The 17,103-nt window shown below is 44.5% G+C and carries 15 protein-coding genes and 1 pseudogene; 7 read left to right on the top strand and 9 right to left on the bottom strand.

The features are described 5' to 3' along the window. The first annotated feature begins 129 nt into the window (after positions 1–129). The 3 genes from MC7420_RS10100 (at position 130) to MC7420_RS43295 (ending at position 3,341) form a co-directional block, all read left to right on the top strand. Positions 130–678: a DUF2721 domain-containing protein gene (locus MC7420_RS10100; RefSeq protein ID WP_006100015.1), complete on the top strand. Its 549-nt coding sequence runs from the start codon at positions 130–132 to the stop codon at positions 676–678. A 135-nt stretch (positions 679–813) separates the two neighbouring features. After that, entirely contained in the window at positions 814–999 is a 186-nt protein-coding gene (locus MC7420_RS36735) for a hypothetical protein (RefSeq protein ID WP_006100250.1), read from the top strand. Positions 1,000–1,187: 188 nt separating this feature from the next. Beyond that, entirely contained in the window at positions 1,188–3,341 is a 2,154-nt protein-coding gene (locus MC7420_RS43295; RefSeq protein ID WP_006100135.1) for an NACHT domain-containing protein, read from the top strand. A gap of 71 nt (positions 3,342–3,412) precedes the next feature. Here MC7420_RS43295 and MC7420_RS39455 read toward each other — a convergent pair whose 3' ends face one another. Together MC7420_RS39455 and MC7420_RS10090 are read right to left on the bottom strand one after the other, a co-directional pair. Beyond that, positions 3,413–3,766 carry a hypothetical protein gene (locus tag MC7420_RS39455; RefSeq protein ID WP_006100019.1) on the bottom strand — a complete coding sequence of 118 codons (354 nt, stop codon included), beginning with the start codon at positions 3,764–3,766 and terminating at the stop codon, positions 3,413–3,415. Positions 3,767–3,974: 208 nt separating this feature from the next. After that, positions 3,975–4,208, bottom strand: a pseudogene (locus MC7420_RS10090) (UPF0175 family protein); the annotation flags it as partial. A gap of 391 nt (positions 4,209–4,599) precedes the next feature. Between MC7420_RS10090 and MC7420_RS10085 the strand changes: the two are divergent. The 4 genes from MC7420_RS10085 to topA all read left to right on the top strand — a co-directional run bounded on the left by MC7420_RS10085 (position 4,600) and on the right by topA (position 9,962). Continuing rightward, positions 4,600–4,944: a nucleotidyltransferase family protein gene (locus MC7420_RS10085; protein WP_006100283.1), complete on the top strand. Its 345-nt coding sequence runs from the start codon at positions 4,600–4,602 to the stop codon at positions 4,942–4,944. After that, on the top strand, positions 4,931–5,275 hold the full coding sequence (locus MC7420_RS10080; protein WP_006100029.1) for a HepT-like ribonuclease domain-containing protein: 345 nt from the start codon (positions 4,931–4,933) through the stop codon (positions 5,273–5,275). The genes MC7420_RS10085 and MC7420_RS10080 overlap by 14 nt, the downstream gene beginning before the upstream one ends. A 93-nt stretch (positions 5,276–5,368) precedes the next feature. Continuing rightward, positions 5,369–6,724, top strand: coding sequence for a tRNA (N6-isopentenyl adenosine(37)-C2)-methylthiotransferase MiaB (gene miaB / locus MC7420_RS10075; RefSeq protein ID WP_006100335.1), 1,356 nt, complete (start codon positions 5,369–5,371; stop codon positions 6,722–6,724). Positions 6,725–7,328: 604 nt separating this feature from the next. Further along, on the top strand, positions 7,329–9,962 hold the full coding sequence (gene topA, locus MC7420_RS10070; protein WP_006100088.1) for a type I DNA topoisomerase: 2,634 nt from the start codon (positions 7,329–7,331) through the stop codon (positions 9,960–9,962). A gap of 60 nt (positions 9,963–10,022) precedes the next feature. Here topA and MC7420_RS10065 read toward each other — a convergent pair whose 3' ends face one another. The 7 genes from MC7420_RS10065 to MC7420_RS10035 all read right to left on the bottom strand — a co-directional run bounded on the left by MC7420_RS10065 (position 10,023) and on the right by MC7420_RS10035 (position 17,005). After that, positions 10,023–10,886, bottom strand: a complete 864-nt coding sequence (locus MC7420_RS10065; protein ID WP_006100008.1) for a hypothetical protein — start codon at positions 10,884–10,886, stop codon at positions 10,023–10,025. 2 nt (positions 10,887–10,888) lie between these two features. After that, positions 10,889–11,953, bottom strand: a complete 1,065-nt coding sequence (locus MC7420_RS10060; protein ID WP_006100176.1) for an AAA family ATPase — start codon at positions 11,951–11,953, stop codon at positions 10,889–10,891. Positions 11,954–12,254: 301 nt separating this feature from the next. Beyond that, a complete protein-coding gene (locus MC7420_RS10055; RefSeq protein ID WP_006100036.1) occupies positions 12,255–12,806 on the bottom strand; it encodes a Uma2 family endonuclease in 552 nt (183 codons plus the stop codon). Positions 12,807–12,862: 56 nt separating this feature from the next. After that, positions 12,863–14,170 carry a glutamate-5-semialdehyde dehydrogenase gene (locus MC7420_RS10050; protein WP_006100167.1) on the bottom strand — a complete coding sequence of 436 codons (1,308 nt, stop codon included), beginning with the start codon at positions 14,168–14,170 and terminating at the stop codon, positions 12,863–12,865. A gap of 114 nt (positions 14,171–14,284) precedes the next feature. Further along, positions 14,285–15,148, bottom strand: coding sequence for a DUF4435 domain-containing protein (locus MC7420_RS10045; RefSeq protein ID WP_006099990.1), 864 nt, complete (start codon positions 15,146–15,148; stop codon positions 14,285–14,287). A gap of 2 nt (positions 15,149–15,150) precedes the next feature. Beyond that, a complete protein-coding gene (locus MC7420_RS10040) occupies positions 15,151–16,212 on the bottom strand; it encodes an AAA family ATPase (RefSeq protein ID WP_006100112.1) in 1,062 nt (353 codons plus the stop codon). Positions 16,213–16,357: 145 nt separating this feature from the next. Continuing rightward, on the bottom strand, positions 16,358–17,005 hold the full coding sequence (locus MC7420_RS10035; RefSeq protein ID WP_006100010.1) for a DUF1294 domain-containing protein: 648 nt from the start codon (positions 17,003–17,005) through the stop codon (positions 16,358–16,360). Positions 17,006–17,103 lie beyond the last annotated feature (98 nt).

Raw genomic sequence — 17,103 nt, 5'->3', positions numbered from 1 at the left:
ACTACAAACGTCCTGTAACGTGGGCTACAAAATTATTCCTGATATAATGTATCTCCTCTGACAATCGCATTCAATGGCAATCCTGCGCTATACTGCTCAAGATTTAGCTAGGTAGCACCCAAGAAAATCATGGATCAAATGTCTCTCACTGTCACTCAAGTCATTCAAGCCATCCTTGCGCCAGCCGTGATGATTTCTTCCAGTGGATTATTTTTTTTGGGATTAAATGCGAGACAGTCTTCTTTATTAAATCGCATCCGCTTATTGAACAATGAGAGAAGAATCCTTTCGCGAGAGTTAACGCATCAAGGACAGTTCGATGCAGGAGAAGATATTCGCTTTTTAAGTTTAGAGCATCAACTGAATAATCTGTTGCGCCGCGCCTGGTATGTGCGGAATGCAACCCTTTGCGACACATTAGCGGTGGTTTTTTTTGTGCTGACCTCATTTGCTATTGCTCTGCATTTTTTTATGGGAATCACTCTCCTGGAACGAGTCCCCATTTTTTTGTTTATCACCGGAATGTTTTTGGTGTTAGTGGGAGTAATTTGTTTAGCGATTGACGAATTAATCGCCTATTCAGTAATTTTACTAGAGGTTCAAGACAAACAATCGATTATGGTTGACTTTTTTGCCCGATCAAATGAACGGAATCCAGGAGAGCAGAGTAAAATGTAAAAAGTATACCTTTAAACAAAGTGAAGCGTAGAAAATGCGTTTTTTTTCTGCCTTTTCGAGTGAAAGCATTTGTGACAAAATAGGCTATTGTTGATAACAACTGGATATCCGTCGCATCGATTCCAAGGAGTTGCTTTGCTATCTAATTTACCGCTACAACCTAATCCCTATCTTCTGTTGACGCTTCACTGCATCATTGGTATTATCGCGGCGCTCCTGGCTCGACGCAAAGGGTTTGATTTTCTTCGTTGGTTGATTATCGGGTTAATTGGCGGTACACCTGCGTTGATAGCCGCGCTAGTGGTTAAGCCAAAACTGTAGGGATTTTAGCTTTCACCCAAGCCAGCCCTCACCCCCAGCCCCTCTCCCAAGCTTGGGAGAGGGGAGCCATGTAGAGACGTTCCGGTGGAACGTCTTGCTTTTGAAGCGTCTGAAAACTAAAGTGGCAATTCGTCTAGAATAGTCGTTAATCTGGTTAATAATTCCCCTACCATCGCATTCTTACCGCCATGACTGGATCTGAAGCTCTCATCGCTCAAGCGATTAGCGGCATCGCCGTTCCCGTTTTCCAAACCCTCTGGGGACAAGGTGGTAAAGTTCTGGGATTATTTGGCAAAACTCTGGATGAAAAAGCCAAACAAGCGATTTTTAAAGCCTCTCGGCAATATGCACAGAATTACACAGAACGTCACGGCATTCTGAAAGTCTTAGGAATGCGAGAACCTGTTTCCTTGGAATCGGTTTATACAACGGTGCAATTTTTGGATGACGCCGCGATTCGCAGTTTTGAATCCGTTGAAACCCTGGAAACTGTCTATCGAGAAGCAAAACAGCGGAGTTTTCAGTCTAAAGATTGCCCCAAGCAAGCCGGAATCACTGTCGCCAATCAAAAGCCGTATTTGATGGTGTTAGGAAGTCCCGGTTCAGGAAAGTCTACCTTCTTGCGGCGGATGGGATTGGAAGCGCTGAAGGGAAAGAAGGGGAAATTTAAACACGCTTGTATTCCAGTATTGATTGAACTCAAGACATTTAACCAGGGTGAGATTGATATTGAACATAAAATTGCTGAAGAATTCCGTATCTGTGGCTTTCCCTCGTACCAGGCATTTACGGCTAAAGCCTTGGAACAAGGGAAACTGCTGATTTTGTTGGATGGATTGGATGAAGTGCCAACGGAGCGCATGAATCAGGTAATTCAGCATATTCAGAACTTTGTCGATTTACATGATAAAAATCGCTTTATTGCTTCCTGTCGAGTTGCGGCTTATCGCCACAATTTCCGCCGCTTTACCGATGTGGCAATGGCAGAGTTTGATGATGATCAGATTGAAAACTTTATTAGTAATTGGTTTGGGCGTGAACCAGAAATAGGTCAAGAATGTTGGCAAAAGCTGAATCATGAAGACAATAAAGCGGCGAAGGAACTCACCCAGACACCATTGTTGCTGACGTTAGTCTGTTTACTTTATCAGCGCTCCCGTAAATTTCCCACCAACCGCGCTACGCTGTATGAACGGGCATTGCGTGTCTTGCTGGAAGAATGGGCAGCGGAAAAGGGTGTGTTTAAAGATGACGTTTATAAAGGATTAGATACGAAACGCAAGGAGATGATGCTGTCAGAAATTGCCCATGATGCGTTTCAGGCAGATCATTTATTTTTACCTAGACGGGAAATTACGGATCAGATTGAGGAACTCTTGGCAGAAATGCTTCCGGATGAAACATTGATTGATGGGGAAGCGGTTTTAAAATCAATTGAAAAACAACATGGGGTATTAGTCCAACGGGCAGAAGGGGTTTACTCGTTTTCTCATTTGACGCTTCAAGAATATTTGACGGCGCAATATATTGATGATCATCGCCAAATTGAAAAGTTAGTCAAGGAACATCTTACTGATCAGCGCTGGCGAGAGGTATTTTTGTTGGTTTCTGGACTTATGCGGGGTGGAGCAGATGAGTTACTCTTGTTGATGGAAAAAAAAGCGCAAACCTATATTAATACTCCTCGGTTACAAGCGTTATTACGTTGGGCAGATTGGATCACGGCTGATTCTGAAAGCGATATGAAGCCTGTGGCAAAACGTGCGATCGCCCTTACCTACGCCCACGCTCTCGCCTACTCTCTTGCCAACCCCAGCGCCTACTCCTTCGCCCTCGCCAACGCTCTAGCTGACCCCAGTGCCTACTCCTTCGCCCTTGTCTACTCCCTCGCCCTCGTCCTCGCCGACGCCCATGCCTACTCCTTCGCCCTCGTCCTCGCCGACGCCCATGCCTACGCCCATGCCCACGCCCTCGCCAACGCCCTTGCTATCACTAAAGCTATTGACACTACTTATAACTTGAAAGAATTTAAAATTTTCAAAGACACCAATCTCACGGTGTTGATTGCCAGACTAGAAGTCCTGAAAACTCAAGTACCAAAAAATAATCAATCTCTGGAAAAACATCAAGTCTTTTCTGTGAAAATATTACAGACTTATCTCAAATGTTTTAATTTAACCCAAAAATTAATTAATTTACCTGAAGCAGAAGCAAAGGCAATGTCCAATTATTGCTATGCCAATTCTCTGATGGTTCGGTGCAAGGAATCAGCCGTGCGGGTATCGCCCAAAACCTGGGGGACGATTGAAGAACGTATGTTGCGGGTTCCCGACAACGGATAATCCAAGTTCCGATTGTATCTCGATTCACGCTGAAGGTGAAGTTCCTTTCCCATTTCTTGCCGTTGCACCCGTTAGGATAGGCGGATTATGTTGATTGAGTCGTTTAGGCGGTTCGCCAGGGCTTGTTCCAGGCTCAAAGACTCGTCAGCCACACATAGAGACTCGTCAGCCACACATAGAAACTCGCTAGCCACACATAGAGACTCGTCAGCGACGTATAGAGACTCGTCAGCCACACATAAAGACTCGCTAGCCACACATAAAGACTCGCTAGCCACACATAAAGACTCGCTAGCCACACATAGAGACTCGCTAGCCACACATAGAGACTCGCTAGCCACACATAAAGACTCGCTAGCCACACATAAAGACTCGTTAACCACACATAAAGACTCGCTAGCCACGTATAGAGACTCGCCAGCCACAATCTAAAGACTCACCAACCCGCTTACTCCTTCAGATGCGAACGTTTCATGGCAAGTTTAGACACCTGAGTCAGGGCGGGTTTAGTTACATCCGGGTGCAACCGAAAAGATAGTCGTAAAACCCGCCCCTACAAAATCTTTCAATCATAAGTCAGCTTGTTAACTTTTAAATAGGACAATCAGAGGTGAAGCATTAATCACCACCCGCTTAATCAACATTTGCCATTTCCTCTGCCAACTCCTCAGCCGTGTATTGCATAAAATCCACTTGATACCGAAATAACGCATTGATTAATTCCCCACGGGTAATCCCGGCAAGTTCGGCGGCTTTGCCTTGAGATATTTGACCCAATTCATACCATTTTACAGCAGCAGCTATTCGCATCTCTTCAACAAAATAATCGGGATTCTTTTTCAGTACATATAATACCGTTTTGGGGAGTTAAATCGATACAGCTATCATCACAAAATTATCACCATTAGGACAATAAATTACATCATTAAACTCCAGCAATAATTAACTTAATCTTTCACACAGAATCCGACACTTATTTATGCAGCGATACCACATATAATTATAAAAGAAGCAAATAAAAAACACCCTGACCACAAACCCCCAAAAAACCTCTGCGCCCCTCTGCGTTGACCTCTGCGTCCCTCTGCGTTAAAAAGATCAGGACTTACGCAGCTACGCCAACTATAGGCAATGGTGCGTTACGCTTCGCTCTCCACACCCTACATATAAAGCCTTTGCGGAAGTCCTAAAGATATACTGTATTGTGCAAACATTATAGAAAGCCTGAACCTAACGTCCTGAAAAATAGACTTGATTCATGATCCTACCGCTCGCTCAAAATCCAACAATCCAAACCCGTTTGGGCTTACCTAGCCATGAAATTGTCAACTTCTGCCAACAGTGGGGAATCACCAAAATGGCATTATTTGGTTCAATCCTGCGTGACGACTTTCGAGCAGATAGCGATATCGATGTGCTGATCACATTCGCTCCCAATGCACGGCAAGGATTGCTCACCCTAGCGAAAATTAAACACGAATTAGAATCCCATCTCAATCGCCCTATTGACCTTATCCCTGAAGCCTCAATTCAGATGAGTGATAATTGGATTCGGCAGCGAGAAATATTAAGTACCGCCCAAACAATCTATGAACAGAGATGAGGCAGCACTACTAGATATCCATAATGCCGCGCAACGGATTCTGATATTTGCAACTGGAGTGACTAAAGCTAATTTAGCCACCAACGAAGAAAAACAATCTGCCATTCTTTACCAGGTGATAGTTGTCGGTGAAGCAACTAAGCGATTATCCCCCGATTTCCGCAACACTCATCCCGACATTCCCTGGAAGGATATGGCTGGAATGCGCGATATTCTTGCCCACCAATACGATCGCGTTAATCTTGATACGTTATGGGATCTAATTCAGCATGATATACCTGAACTCGTTGAACTGATTGCTCCCCTGTTACCCAAGCCAACAAATATGTGAGTGCGATCGCGTTTGGAAAGGGGCTAAAGCCCCAACTACAAACAAAACTTATAATAAGAATTTGTACCCTATCTCAAAACCCTACGACTTAACATGACCACTTCCCCCCGTCGCTACCATATCACCACCTTCGGCTGCCAGATGAACAAAGCCGACTCGGAACGCATGGCTGGTATCTTAGAAGATATGGGATTTGAGTGGTCAGAAGATCCCAATGACGCTAGCCTGATCCTTTACAACACCTGCACGATTCGCGATAATGCCGAGCAAAAAGTCTATTCCTACCTGGGTAGACAGGCAAAGCGAAAACAAGAACAAGCCGACCTTACCTTAATTGTCGCTGGCTGTGTCGCTCAACAGGAAGGAGAAGCGCTGCTGCGGCGTGTTCCCGAACTGGATTTAGTTATGGGACCTCAACACGCTAACCGCCTGAAAGACTTACTCGAACAAGTCGGTGACGGAAACCAAATTGTCGCCACTGAACCCATCCATATCGTCGAAGACATTACCAAACCCCGTCGCGATAGCACCGTTACCGCTTGGGTGAATGTAATTTACGGCTGTAACGAACGCTGCACCTACTGTGTTGTCCCCAATGTGCGCGGCGTGGAACAATCCCGCACCCCGGAGGCGATTCGGGCAGAAATGGCGGAATTAGGACAGCAAGGGTATAAAGAAATCACCCTACTGGGACAAAATATTGATGCTTATGGACGAGATTTACCCGGCGTGACTGAATCGGGACGGCATCAGCACACCTTGACAGATTTACTCTATTATGTTCACGATGTCCCCAGCATTGAGCGGATTCGGTTTGCCACCAGTCACCCCCGCTATTTCACCGAACGACTCATTCGCGCTTGTAAGGAATTGCCGAAAGTTTGCGAACATTTCCATATTCCTTTCCAATCCGGGGATAACGATATCCTCAAAGCCATGGCGCGGGGATACACCCAGGAAAAATATCGCCGAATTATTGATACGATTCGCGATTATATGCCCGATGCTTCAATTAGTGCGGATGCGATTGTCGGCTTTCCCGGAGAAACCGAGGCACAGTTTGAGAATACGTTAAAACTGGTCGAGGATATTGAATTTGACCAATTAAACACCGCTGCTTACTCACCTCGCCCCGGTACACCCGCCGCCTTATGGGAGAATCAGTTAAGTGAAGAGGTAAAGAGCGATCGCCTACAACGACTCAACCATTTAGTTAGTATAAAAGCCGCCGCGCGATCGCAACGGTATTTCGGGCGAATTGAAGAAGTCCTCGTCGAAGACCAAAATCCCAAGGATTCCAGCCAAGTGATGGGACGCACCCGGGGGAATCGGTTGACGTTCTTTAGCGGCGATATTAATCAATTAAAAGGACAGTTAGTTAAGGTAAAAATTACCGAAGTTCGCGCCTTTAGTCTCACGGGTGAAGCGTTAACCTTAGCCCCTTGTTAAGATGTGATGTCGGGTGGGCAATGCCTATCCGACTCCTGAGTGAGACAGATCTAGCAACTAATGATTGGGAGTGCGATCGCTGATCCTATTGTAGGGGTACGACAGGTCATGTCCCTAGGACGTATCCGCCATTCCCCATCTTCCCCATCTTCCCTCTGGAAAAAGTGCAGTTACTCTTGAGATGGGATATAGATATATAAGAGAAGAAGAAACATCTGATAGATGATCGACCCAAAGCAGTAGCGTAGTATGGGACTAACTGGGACTGTATTCCCGGTATAGCCTTGCTAGTGATGACTTTGGGGATGCACCAACCGCCTAACCTAGCCATCATGCACCGCACACGCCAACACCCACGACCATCACTTTCACTCAAAACCATGTCCTTGAGCGACGTGAAGGATCACTCAAGGCGGGTTTTGCACAAAGGTTACCATCAATAGCGACAAGAAAGTTCCATTACCCGCCCCTACACACTCACGCACCCGGTTCTCTTGAAGGAAGGAAAAAGTTCAAACTCTCTGATTACGGATCAATGACTTGATACCCTGCATAAACGACTTAGATTAGACTATTCAGCTAGGCTGCTATTTTGAGGACTCCCATGACCACCCTCGTCATCGTCGAATCTCCCACCAAAGCCCGCACCATTCGCAACTACTTGCCTTCGGGCTACCAAGTAGAAGCGTCAATGGGTCATATTCGTGACCTCCCTCAATCGGCTAGTGAGATCCCCGAAGCCGTCAAGGGAGAAAAATGGGCGCAGTTGGGGGTCAATGTAGAGGCGGATTTTGAACCCATCTACGTTGTCCCCAAAGATAAAAAGAAAGTTGTCAAACAACTCAAAGACGCCTTGAAAAACGCCGAAGAGTTGGTACTCGCCACAGACGAAGACCGGGAAGGGGAAAGCATTAGTTGGCATTTATTGCAAGTCCTCAAACCCAAAGTACCCTGCAAACGCATGGTTTTTCACGAAATTACCCAAGAAGCCATTCGTGACGCCCTGCAAAATTGTCGGGATATTGATGACCAACTGGTACACGCCCAAGAAACCCGCCGAATTTTAGACCGATTGGTAGGCTATACCCTCTCTCCCCTACTGTGGAAAAAAATCGCCTGGGGATTATCAGCCGGTCGGGTTCAGTCCGTTTCCGTGCGGCTGCTGGTGCATCGAGAACGCCAACGCCGTGCGTTCCGTCAAGGGAGTTATTGGGATTTAAAAGCCCTTTTAGACCAAGACAATACGCCCTTTGAATCCAAACTCATCACCCTAGCCGGGACAAAAATAGCCACCGGAAGTGATTTCGACGCCAACACCGGGCAAATTATTGAAGGGCGGACTGTGCGGCTGCTGAATGAAGCCGAAGCGCGAGACTTACAGGCGCGGCTGACAGACAAAACCTGGACGGTGACTGACCTAGAGGAACGCCCCGTCACCCGCAAACCCGCCCCCCCGTTTACCACCTCCACCCTGCAACAGGAAGCCAACCGCAAATTAAGCCTATCGGCGCGAGATACGATGCGGACGGCTCAAAATTTGTATGAACAGGGGTATATTACCTATATGCGGACGGATTCGGTGCATTTATCCGCACAAGCGATCGCGGCAGCCCGGAGTTGCGTCGAACAAATGTATGGTCAGCAATACCTCAGCCCCAAACCGCGTCAGTACAGCACCAAAAGTAAAGCCGCCCAAGAAGCCCACGAAGCGATTCGTCCCGCCGGAAGCACATTCCGTACCCCCAGAGACACCGGATTATCGGGTCGTGAATTGCAACTGTATGAGTTAATTTGGAAGCGCACTGTCGCCAGCCAAATGGCAGACTCGCGCCAAACCCACATTACCGTAGATTTAGACGTTGAAGATGCCGGATTTCGGTCTACAGGTAAACGTATCGATTTTCCCGGTTATCTGCGGGCGTATGTAGAGGGTTCCGATGATCCCGACGCCGCCTTAGAAGACCAAGAAGTCGTCCTTCCCGCCTTAGCCGTCGGAGATCATCCCGAGTGCAAAAACCTGGAAGCCATCGGTCATGAAACCCAACCCCCAGGGCGCTACACCGAAGCCTCCCTGGTCAAAACCCTAGAAAGTGAAGGAATTGGGCGTCCCAGTACCTACGCCAGCATTATCGGTACGATTATCGATCGCGGCTATGCCCAAATGCAAAAAAAGACCCTGATCCCCACCTTCACCGCCTTCGCCGTCACCAGTTTATTAGAGAAACACTTCCCAGACTTGGTAGACACCAGCTTTACCGCCAAAATGGAACAAACCCTGGACGAAATCTCCACCGGAGAAGCCGAATGGCTACCCTATTTGGAGAAGTTTTATCGGGGTGACAAGGGCTTAGAAACCCAAGTTCGCGAACGGGAAGACCAAATTGATCCCAACGAAGCCCGGAGTATCGAACTAGAAAATCTGGATGTCAAAGTTCGCATTGGTAAATTTGGTCCCTACATCGAAGCCGAAAATGGCGAGGGTTCCGTCACCGCCTCCATTCCCCAAGACTTGACCCCCTCGGAACTGGATGCAGCACAGGTGGAGGTGATTCTCAAGCAAAAAACCCAAGGACCCGAAAAACTGGGACTACACCCCGAAACAGGCGAACCGATTTATCTGTTAATCGGAAGTTATGGTCCTTATGTCCAATTGGGTGAAGTCTCGGAGGAGAATAAGAAACCGAAGCGGATGTCTTTACCCAAGGGGGTGAACATGGAAGATGTCACCCTCGACATGGCGCTGGGTTTATTATCCCTTCCGCGCACCTTAGGCGTTCATCCGGCTACTGGGGGTAAAGTTCAGGCGGGATTAGGACGCTTTGGTCCTTATGTCGTCCATAACCAAGGTAAAGAGGGAAAAGATTATCGTTCCTTGAAAAAAGGCGACGATGTATTGACAATTTCCATGGATCGTGCATTGGAAATCTTGTCTGAGCCGAAAAAATCCAAGGGGGGTAGTCGCAGCAAATCCAAGACTCCTTTGAAGGAATTAGGGGAACATCCAGAGGATAAAGAACCCGTCAATGTCTACGAGGGTCCCTATGGAACATACATCAAGCATGGTAAAACCAATGCGGGAATCCCTGATGATCAATCGGTTGAGGATATTACCTTAGAAAAAGCTTTGGAACTCTTAGCCGCGAAAAAATCCAGCAGTCGTTCCAAAAAATCCTCAAAATCCTCAAAATCCTCAAAATCCTCGAAATCCTCGAAGAGTCGTAAGAGTACCACAAAATAGGTTGATGTAGAGACGTTCCCTGGAACGTCTCTACCGTTAAGTTTAATTGTGTCCACCTACTTATAAGTTCTCAATTTCTGTTTGTAATTCCATCAAATCAGAATATTGAGTAATATCAAGTTGATCAATTGCCCAATTAAAAAAGTTTTTTAAAGAAATGTATTGAGATTCTTGTCGCTGCATGGCTTTTTGCAGATCTTTACCATGAAACCAAATCAAATACTGTTTCTGTTGCCAAAATTCAGCTTGGTCAAACTGAGTCTGATAGATAACGAGCCTTTCTTCAAATCTATCTTGGGTGACTTGATCAACAGCCTCTCTAAATGTCTGAATGAGTTTCTTTGCTTCAGCTTGACAGTGTTGTAGATCTAAAGAAGCTGGAAGGTTACCACTACCTTTTGTCCAAGTTGTTTCAAGCTGCGATCGCGCCACACTTGGCTTCGCTACATCAGCCAATGCCCATCGTACTGCTTGATAGTCTGTCAGTGTCCTTGCTGCCCTGTCAATCCATGCTGCAATTGTCTCAATTCCTGGTGAATCGCCATGTCCCCACTTGGATAAAGGATTTTCCGATTTCTCTGCAAACTTAGCCTGCCAATACTTATGAATTAAATTAGCATTTAAAAGATAATTTTCAACACAAGCACGATGCGTTAAAAAACAGCGTTGTCCCAGTTGTAGTAATTTAACGTTTGCAGTTGGCTGAACATCAAAATCTCTATCCCTAAAAATGATATATTGTTTATTGATCGCTTCATCCGGAAAAAAATAACCTTGAGCAAAAACTGAAAATGTAAACTTCCCACCAGCCGACACAATTGTTGGTCGCTGTTCTGGATTTTCTGTTAAGATGCGCTCTAGAAGTTTGATATCTAAACTGGTTTGTTTCCCCTCACAGAAAATAACCTTATCAACGATACTCAAAGTTACACCTCTAACCGGATAATATGTGCTTCAGGGACTAATTGCTCTACATAATCAGAGTGAGTTGTGATGATAAATTGATTATTTTTACCCAACTTTAGCAAATTCCTCAGCAATGCTTGTTGCATTGGCGGATGTAAATGTAATTCAAGTTCATCAATCAAGATGACTGAATTATGAATATTCCAGTTGGCAAAGTCCATTAGTATGGGAAATATAGCCCGTTCTCCGCCAGAGAGTTCCGAAATTTCATACTGGTTTTTGCCATCGTAGAGATAAAACCATGGTTCACTCAGGATATCATCAATATTTTCGCGGGGAACCGGACCTTCAAAACTACGTTCGGGAAAAACCTTCTGGTAAGCTTGTTCAATTTCAGCGTACACATCTTTTTGTCCTGGACGTAGTTGCTTAATTCTACCTGTTTCAACATCTTGGTGAAATTGCCGCCATTTTGATAGGCGATCGCGTAAAATATTTTCAGTTATTTCAATTTTCTGATCGGGATTTTCACTGGTTAAACTTGTTGACGTTCTTTGTTCGGTATACCAGAATACTGTACCCACTCGTTCAAACACCTGAAATCCTTCAGATCGGAGTAGTTGTTTAGCATAGTCTCGTCCTTTAAATTGGAACAATTGAGCCGCTTTATCTGCCTGAACTCGCTCACCTTGCCATCTCAAAGTTGCTAGATAATCCTCTGCTGGAGGAACGGGTAAATGACGATCCATTTCTTGTAATTTATGATTGAATTCCTGAACAGCATGGAGTTCTTCAGAGGAAAATTGTACCTTTAGAGTTACCTCTGGCTCAAATCGATCCCAGTTATTTCCTAACAGTTCATAATTAAATCCTACCCAATCTAAATCAGGAAGTTTTTGTAATCGTCCAGTTGCTACTCCCAGCGTCGCCGCAATTGCCTGTAAAAGACTGGTTTTACCCGCACCATTCATGCCGATTAGGACAATAATATCTCGTGCCAAGCCCGTTTCTGAATCCGTAAAATCAAATACAGGCGGATTGCTGAATTTCTTGAAATACTTTAACTCGACCGATTGAACTTTCATTGCAAATTATTTAACTATTTACGTGTTTAGTCACCTGACTCAGTCTCAGTAGATAGTTGGGCAATTATATCGTTTAAAGGAATATTGTTTTCGTGCTTTGACTTGGCATCTGTCGGTTTTTCTGCAACTTGAGCATCTACTTCTTCTATTGATAACACAGGTAGTTCATAGGTTAATTGAGTCTGAATTGGATCGATGATAATGTTCTGCTCAAACTTCTTGAAGTAACGTAAATCTCGATCAGCATCAGTACGAATTCAAGTTGATACATTTATCACAAAAAAACTAGGTTATACATTATTTACATACTGACAATAGAATCGACGGATATACTGATATCAGCAAACGCTAGGGGATAAATTATCCCTCCAGTTAAGGTAGATCGGGAAGCGTATTCTCCATCTTGGGGATCTCGAAATACAATAAGTTGTCTTCTTTTTAGGTTAACGACCCAGTATTCAGAAATACCAACTTGGGCATAAATTTTAAGTTTTATCTCTAAATCTTTCTCTAAACTGGACTCTGAATACTCAATTAGCCAAAAAATGTTGTCTGGATAAGGGTGATGGTCTAGATATTCACGTCCCAATCGTTGCACAATGGCGATATCGGGTTCAGGTTCAGAGTTGTTTGGGAGTGTAATCGGCTTGGCTAACCGAACCATCGCGCGATCGCTTAACCGCCGCATCAGATATTCCCCAGCTTCACTACTGAAGTAGGCGTGGGGTTCTCCTTCTGGTGACATCTCGACAATTTCTCCTTGGAGTAGTTCCACACGCCGATCCTCTAAAATCCCCGCCGCAATCATGCGGTGATACTCGTCTATTGTCCATTTGACTGTGGTGATTGCCATTGCGATCGCGTTTCTGTTGCTTTAAAGATGAAACACTGATTAGGTTTAGGTTTCCTTCAATCCAAATCCTTATGGGTAAAGGATTTAGCATCCTTGCCACTATAACTCGCAACCACCTGACCTTGACCTGTCATTTGATACTTATACGTCACCAATCCCTCCAATCCTACAGGACCACGGGGCGGTAATTTATTTGTACTAATTCCCACTTCCGCGCCAAACCCATAGCGGAACCCATCTGCAAACCGAGTCGAACAGTTGTGGAACACATTCGCGCCATCGACTTGATTGAGGAATATCTGGGCAATGTCGGAATCTTCGGTAACAATAACATCGGTATGCCCAGAACCATAATGATTGATATGGTTAATGGCGTCTTCTAAGGAATCGACTATTTTAATCGATAGAGTTAAATCATTGTATTCTGTAGACCAATCTGCATCTGTGGCGGCTGAACAGTCAATCATTTGACAGGTTGCTTCATCGCCACGAAGTTCTACCAGCCGTTCTTTTAAGGCTTTTGCTGCTAGGGGAAGGAAACTCGGCGCGATCGCACGATGCACCAGTAATGTTTCTATGGCGTTACACACCGCCGGATACTGGGTTTTCGCATCAACGGTAATCTCCACCGCTTTTTGCAAGTCAGCCGCGCGATCAATATAACCATGACATATCCCATCAGCATGACCCAATACCGGAATTCGGGTATTATCTTGAACGAAGCGAACAAAGGAATTCGATCCTCTGGGAATAATTAAATCAATGTAGTCATCCAACTGCAATAGCGCCATTGTCTCCTCTCTAGTCGTCAAGAGTTGCACTACCGCCGGATCAACTGAACTTGTGGATAATCCTTTGTGAATCGCCTTAACAATCGCTTCACAGGATCGAACCGCTTCCTTCCCCCCTTTGAGAATCACCCCATTCCCCGATTTTACCGCCAGGGAACTAATTTGCATCACCGCATCGGGACGTGCTTCAAAGATAACGCCTAAGACTCCCAGGGGACAAGTGACGCGCTTGAGAACTAATCCATCATCGAGTTCCCGATGAATTTGGATTGCGCCAATGGGATCAGTCAACTTCCCTACATCCCGCACTCCCGCGATCGCGGCGTTTAGTTTCGTCTCATCCAGCTTGAGGCGATTGTACAGGGGTTTAGGGATACTCTCTGCTTCTGCGGCTTGACAATCTGCGATATTCGCCGCCAAGATATCCGGTGTGGCGATTTCTAAGGATTTCGCGATCGCTTCAATGGCTTGATTTTTGGTATCAGTGGACATAACCGCCAACTGTCGCGCCGCTTGGCGAGTGGCTTGTGCGATCGCGCTGAGGGATTGGGATGGTACTGGAGTCGCTGTCATGGCTGGAGATACGAATGCCAACTAAGTCATCTGAAGTCTAGCAAAATCCTGGACTGGGCGGAAATTATGATTGATGTTTTTCCCAGAAGTCACAAGTCCCGTATTAAGACAACGCTATAAGTTCTCAATTTTTGTTCGTAATTCCATCAAATCAGGATATTGAGTAATATCAAGTTGCTCAATTGCCCAAGCAAAAAAGTTTTTTAAAGAGATGTATTGAGATTCTTGCTGCTGCATCGCTTTTTGCAAATCTTTGCCATGGAACCAGATCATGTACTGCTTCTGTTGCCAAAATTCGTCTTGGCTAAACTTAGCATGATAGATACCTAAACTTGCTTCAAATCTGTCTTGGGTGACTTGATCAACAGCCTCTCTAAACGTCTGAATTAATTCTTTTGCTTTAGCTTGACAGCTTTGTAAATCTAAAGAAGTCGGAAGTTTACCACTACCTTTTGTCCAAGTTGTTTCAAGCTGCGATCGCGCCACACTCGGCTTCGCTACATCAGCCAATGCCCATCGTACCGCTTGATAATCTTGCAACGTTCTTGCTGACCTATCAATCCATGCTGTAATTGTCTCAATTCCCACTGAATCGCCATGTCCCCACTTTGATAAAGGATTTTCCGATTTCTCGGCAAATTTAGTCTGCCAATAATTATGAATTAAATCAGCATCTAAAAGATAATTTTCAATACAAGCACGATGAGTTAAAAAACAGCGTTGTCCCAGTTTTAGCAATTTAACCTCTGAGGTTGGCTGAACATCAAAATCTCTATCCCTAAAAATTATATATCGTTTATTTACAGCTTCATCAGGAAAAAAGTAACCTTGAGCAAAAACCGAAAATGTAAACTTCCCACCAGCCGACACAATTGTTAGTCGCTGTCCAGGTTGTTCTGCTAAAACGCGCTCTATAAGTTTGATATCTAAACTGGTTTGTTTTCCCTCACAGAAAATAACCTTATCAACGACACTCACAATTACACTCCTAATCGAATAATATGTGCTTCAGGTACTAATTGCTCGACATAATCAGAGTGAGTTGTGATAATGAATTGATTGTTTTTACCCAATTTAGGTAAAGTTCTCAGCAATGCTTGTTGCATTGGCGGATGTAAATGTAATTCCAGTTCATCAATCAAAATGACTGAATTATGAATATTCCAATTTGCAAAGTCCATTAATATGGGAAAAATAGCCCGCTCTCCCCCAGACATTTCTGAAATTTCATACTGGTTTTTGCTATCGTGGAGATAAAACCAAGGTTCACTCAGGATGTCATCAATATTCTCACGAGGAACCGGACCTTCAAAACTACGTTCGGGAAAAACCTTCTGGTAAGCTCGTTCAATTTCAGCATACACATCTTTTTGTCCTGGACGTAGTTGCTTAATTCTACCTGTTTCAACGTCTTGGTGGAATTGCCGCCATTTTGATAGGCGATCGCGTAAAATGTTTTCAGTTATTTCAAGTTTTTGATCGGGATCTTCACTGGTTAAACTTGTTGAGGTTCTTTGTTCGGTATACCAGAAGACTGTACCCACTCGCTCAAACACATAGAAGCCTTCAGATCGGAGTACTTGTTTAGCATAGTCTCGTCCTTTAAATTGGAACAATTGAGCCGCCGTATCTGCTTGGACTCGCTCACCTTGCCATCTCAAAGTTGCTAGGTAATCCTCTGCTGGAGGAACGGGTAAATGACGACCCATTTCTTGTAATTTTTGATGGAACTCCTGAACAGCATGGAGTTCTTGAGCTGAAAATTGTACCTTTAGAGTTACCTCTGGCTCAAATCGACCCCAGTTATTTCCTAGCAATTCATGATTAAATCCTACCCAATCTAAATCAGTAAGTTTTTCTAATCGCCCAGTTGCTACTCCCAGCGTCGCCGCAATTGCCTGTAAAAGACTGGTTTTCCCCGTACCATTCATGCCAATTAGGACAATAATATCTCGTGCCAAACCCGTTTCAGAATCCGTAAAATCAAAGGTAGAATCCCTAAATTTCTTGAAATACTTCAATTCGATAGATTGGACTTTCATGGCAAACTATTTAACTTTTTACGTGTTTACTCACCTGAATCAGTCTCAGTATATAGTTGGACAATTATATCATTCAGTAGCATAACCTAAAAACACTTGTATTTATTTACTATTCCAGTTTCATGTTTTTTGTCCCTTTGTCCACTCAATTAAATAAATGTTTGAACAGCCAAGCGCTCCAAAACATGATATGAAAAGCCACAATTGCCCAAAATACGACTTGGTAAGAATTTTTGCTGCTTTTGTGGCGTAGGGTGCGTTGAGCAATGAATGCGCCTAACCATCCACCTGCTAGTTCGCACAAATGTAATGTTTTCTCAGGTATCCTCGATTCTCCGGTTCTAGCACGGGACTTATCGTGAGCATAAAGGACAAAGGTTAACCCACTCATGATCAAATACAGCAGGAGAGGAATTAAATTTGATGTTATTGATGCCAAGTGAACCGAACCGCTGATCGGAAATAGAGATAAAAACAAAACTTCCCAGACTAATGAAGACGATTGTGTTCTCTTTTTCGATCGATTTCTTTTAACAGAGGTTTTGGCTAACTGTTTAGAACTATGCTGAGATGCCGTTCCTTCGATGACAGCATGACTAGCACGAAGTTTTCCTTTCTTGCCAATAGTTAATTGATAACGGATAATGTCACCGACTTGGGGACGGCGATTAGGATTCTTTAATCCAGTGATATGCAGAAAAACGTTTTGATCGCCATGATCGGGTTTGATAAAGCCAAACCCTTCTTCGTCTTTCCAAACTGTTAATTGACCTTTATGCGTTTTGGGTTTCATCCATAAAACTCAATGCTAACTATAGAGGCGAATCCAGCGCCTACTACGAACGAACCGCGATCGCGTTTATGAAAGCTGGCTTTATTATAGACGGCGCT

Source organism: Coleofasciculus chthonoplastes PCC 7420, assembly GCF_000155555.1.
GTDB lineage: Bacteria > Cyanobacteriota > Cyanobacteriia > Cyanobacteriales > Coleofasciculaceae > Coleofasciculus > Coleofasciculus chthonoplastes_A.
The sequence above is the reverse complement of the archived record's forward strand: the minus strand, read 5'-3'. Positions and strand labels throughout refer to the sequence as shown.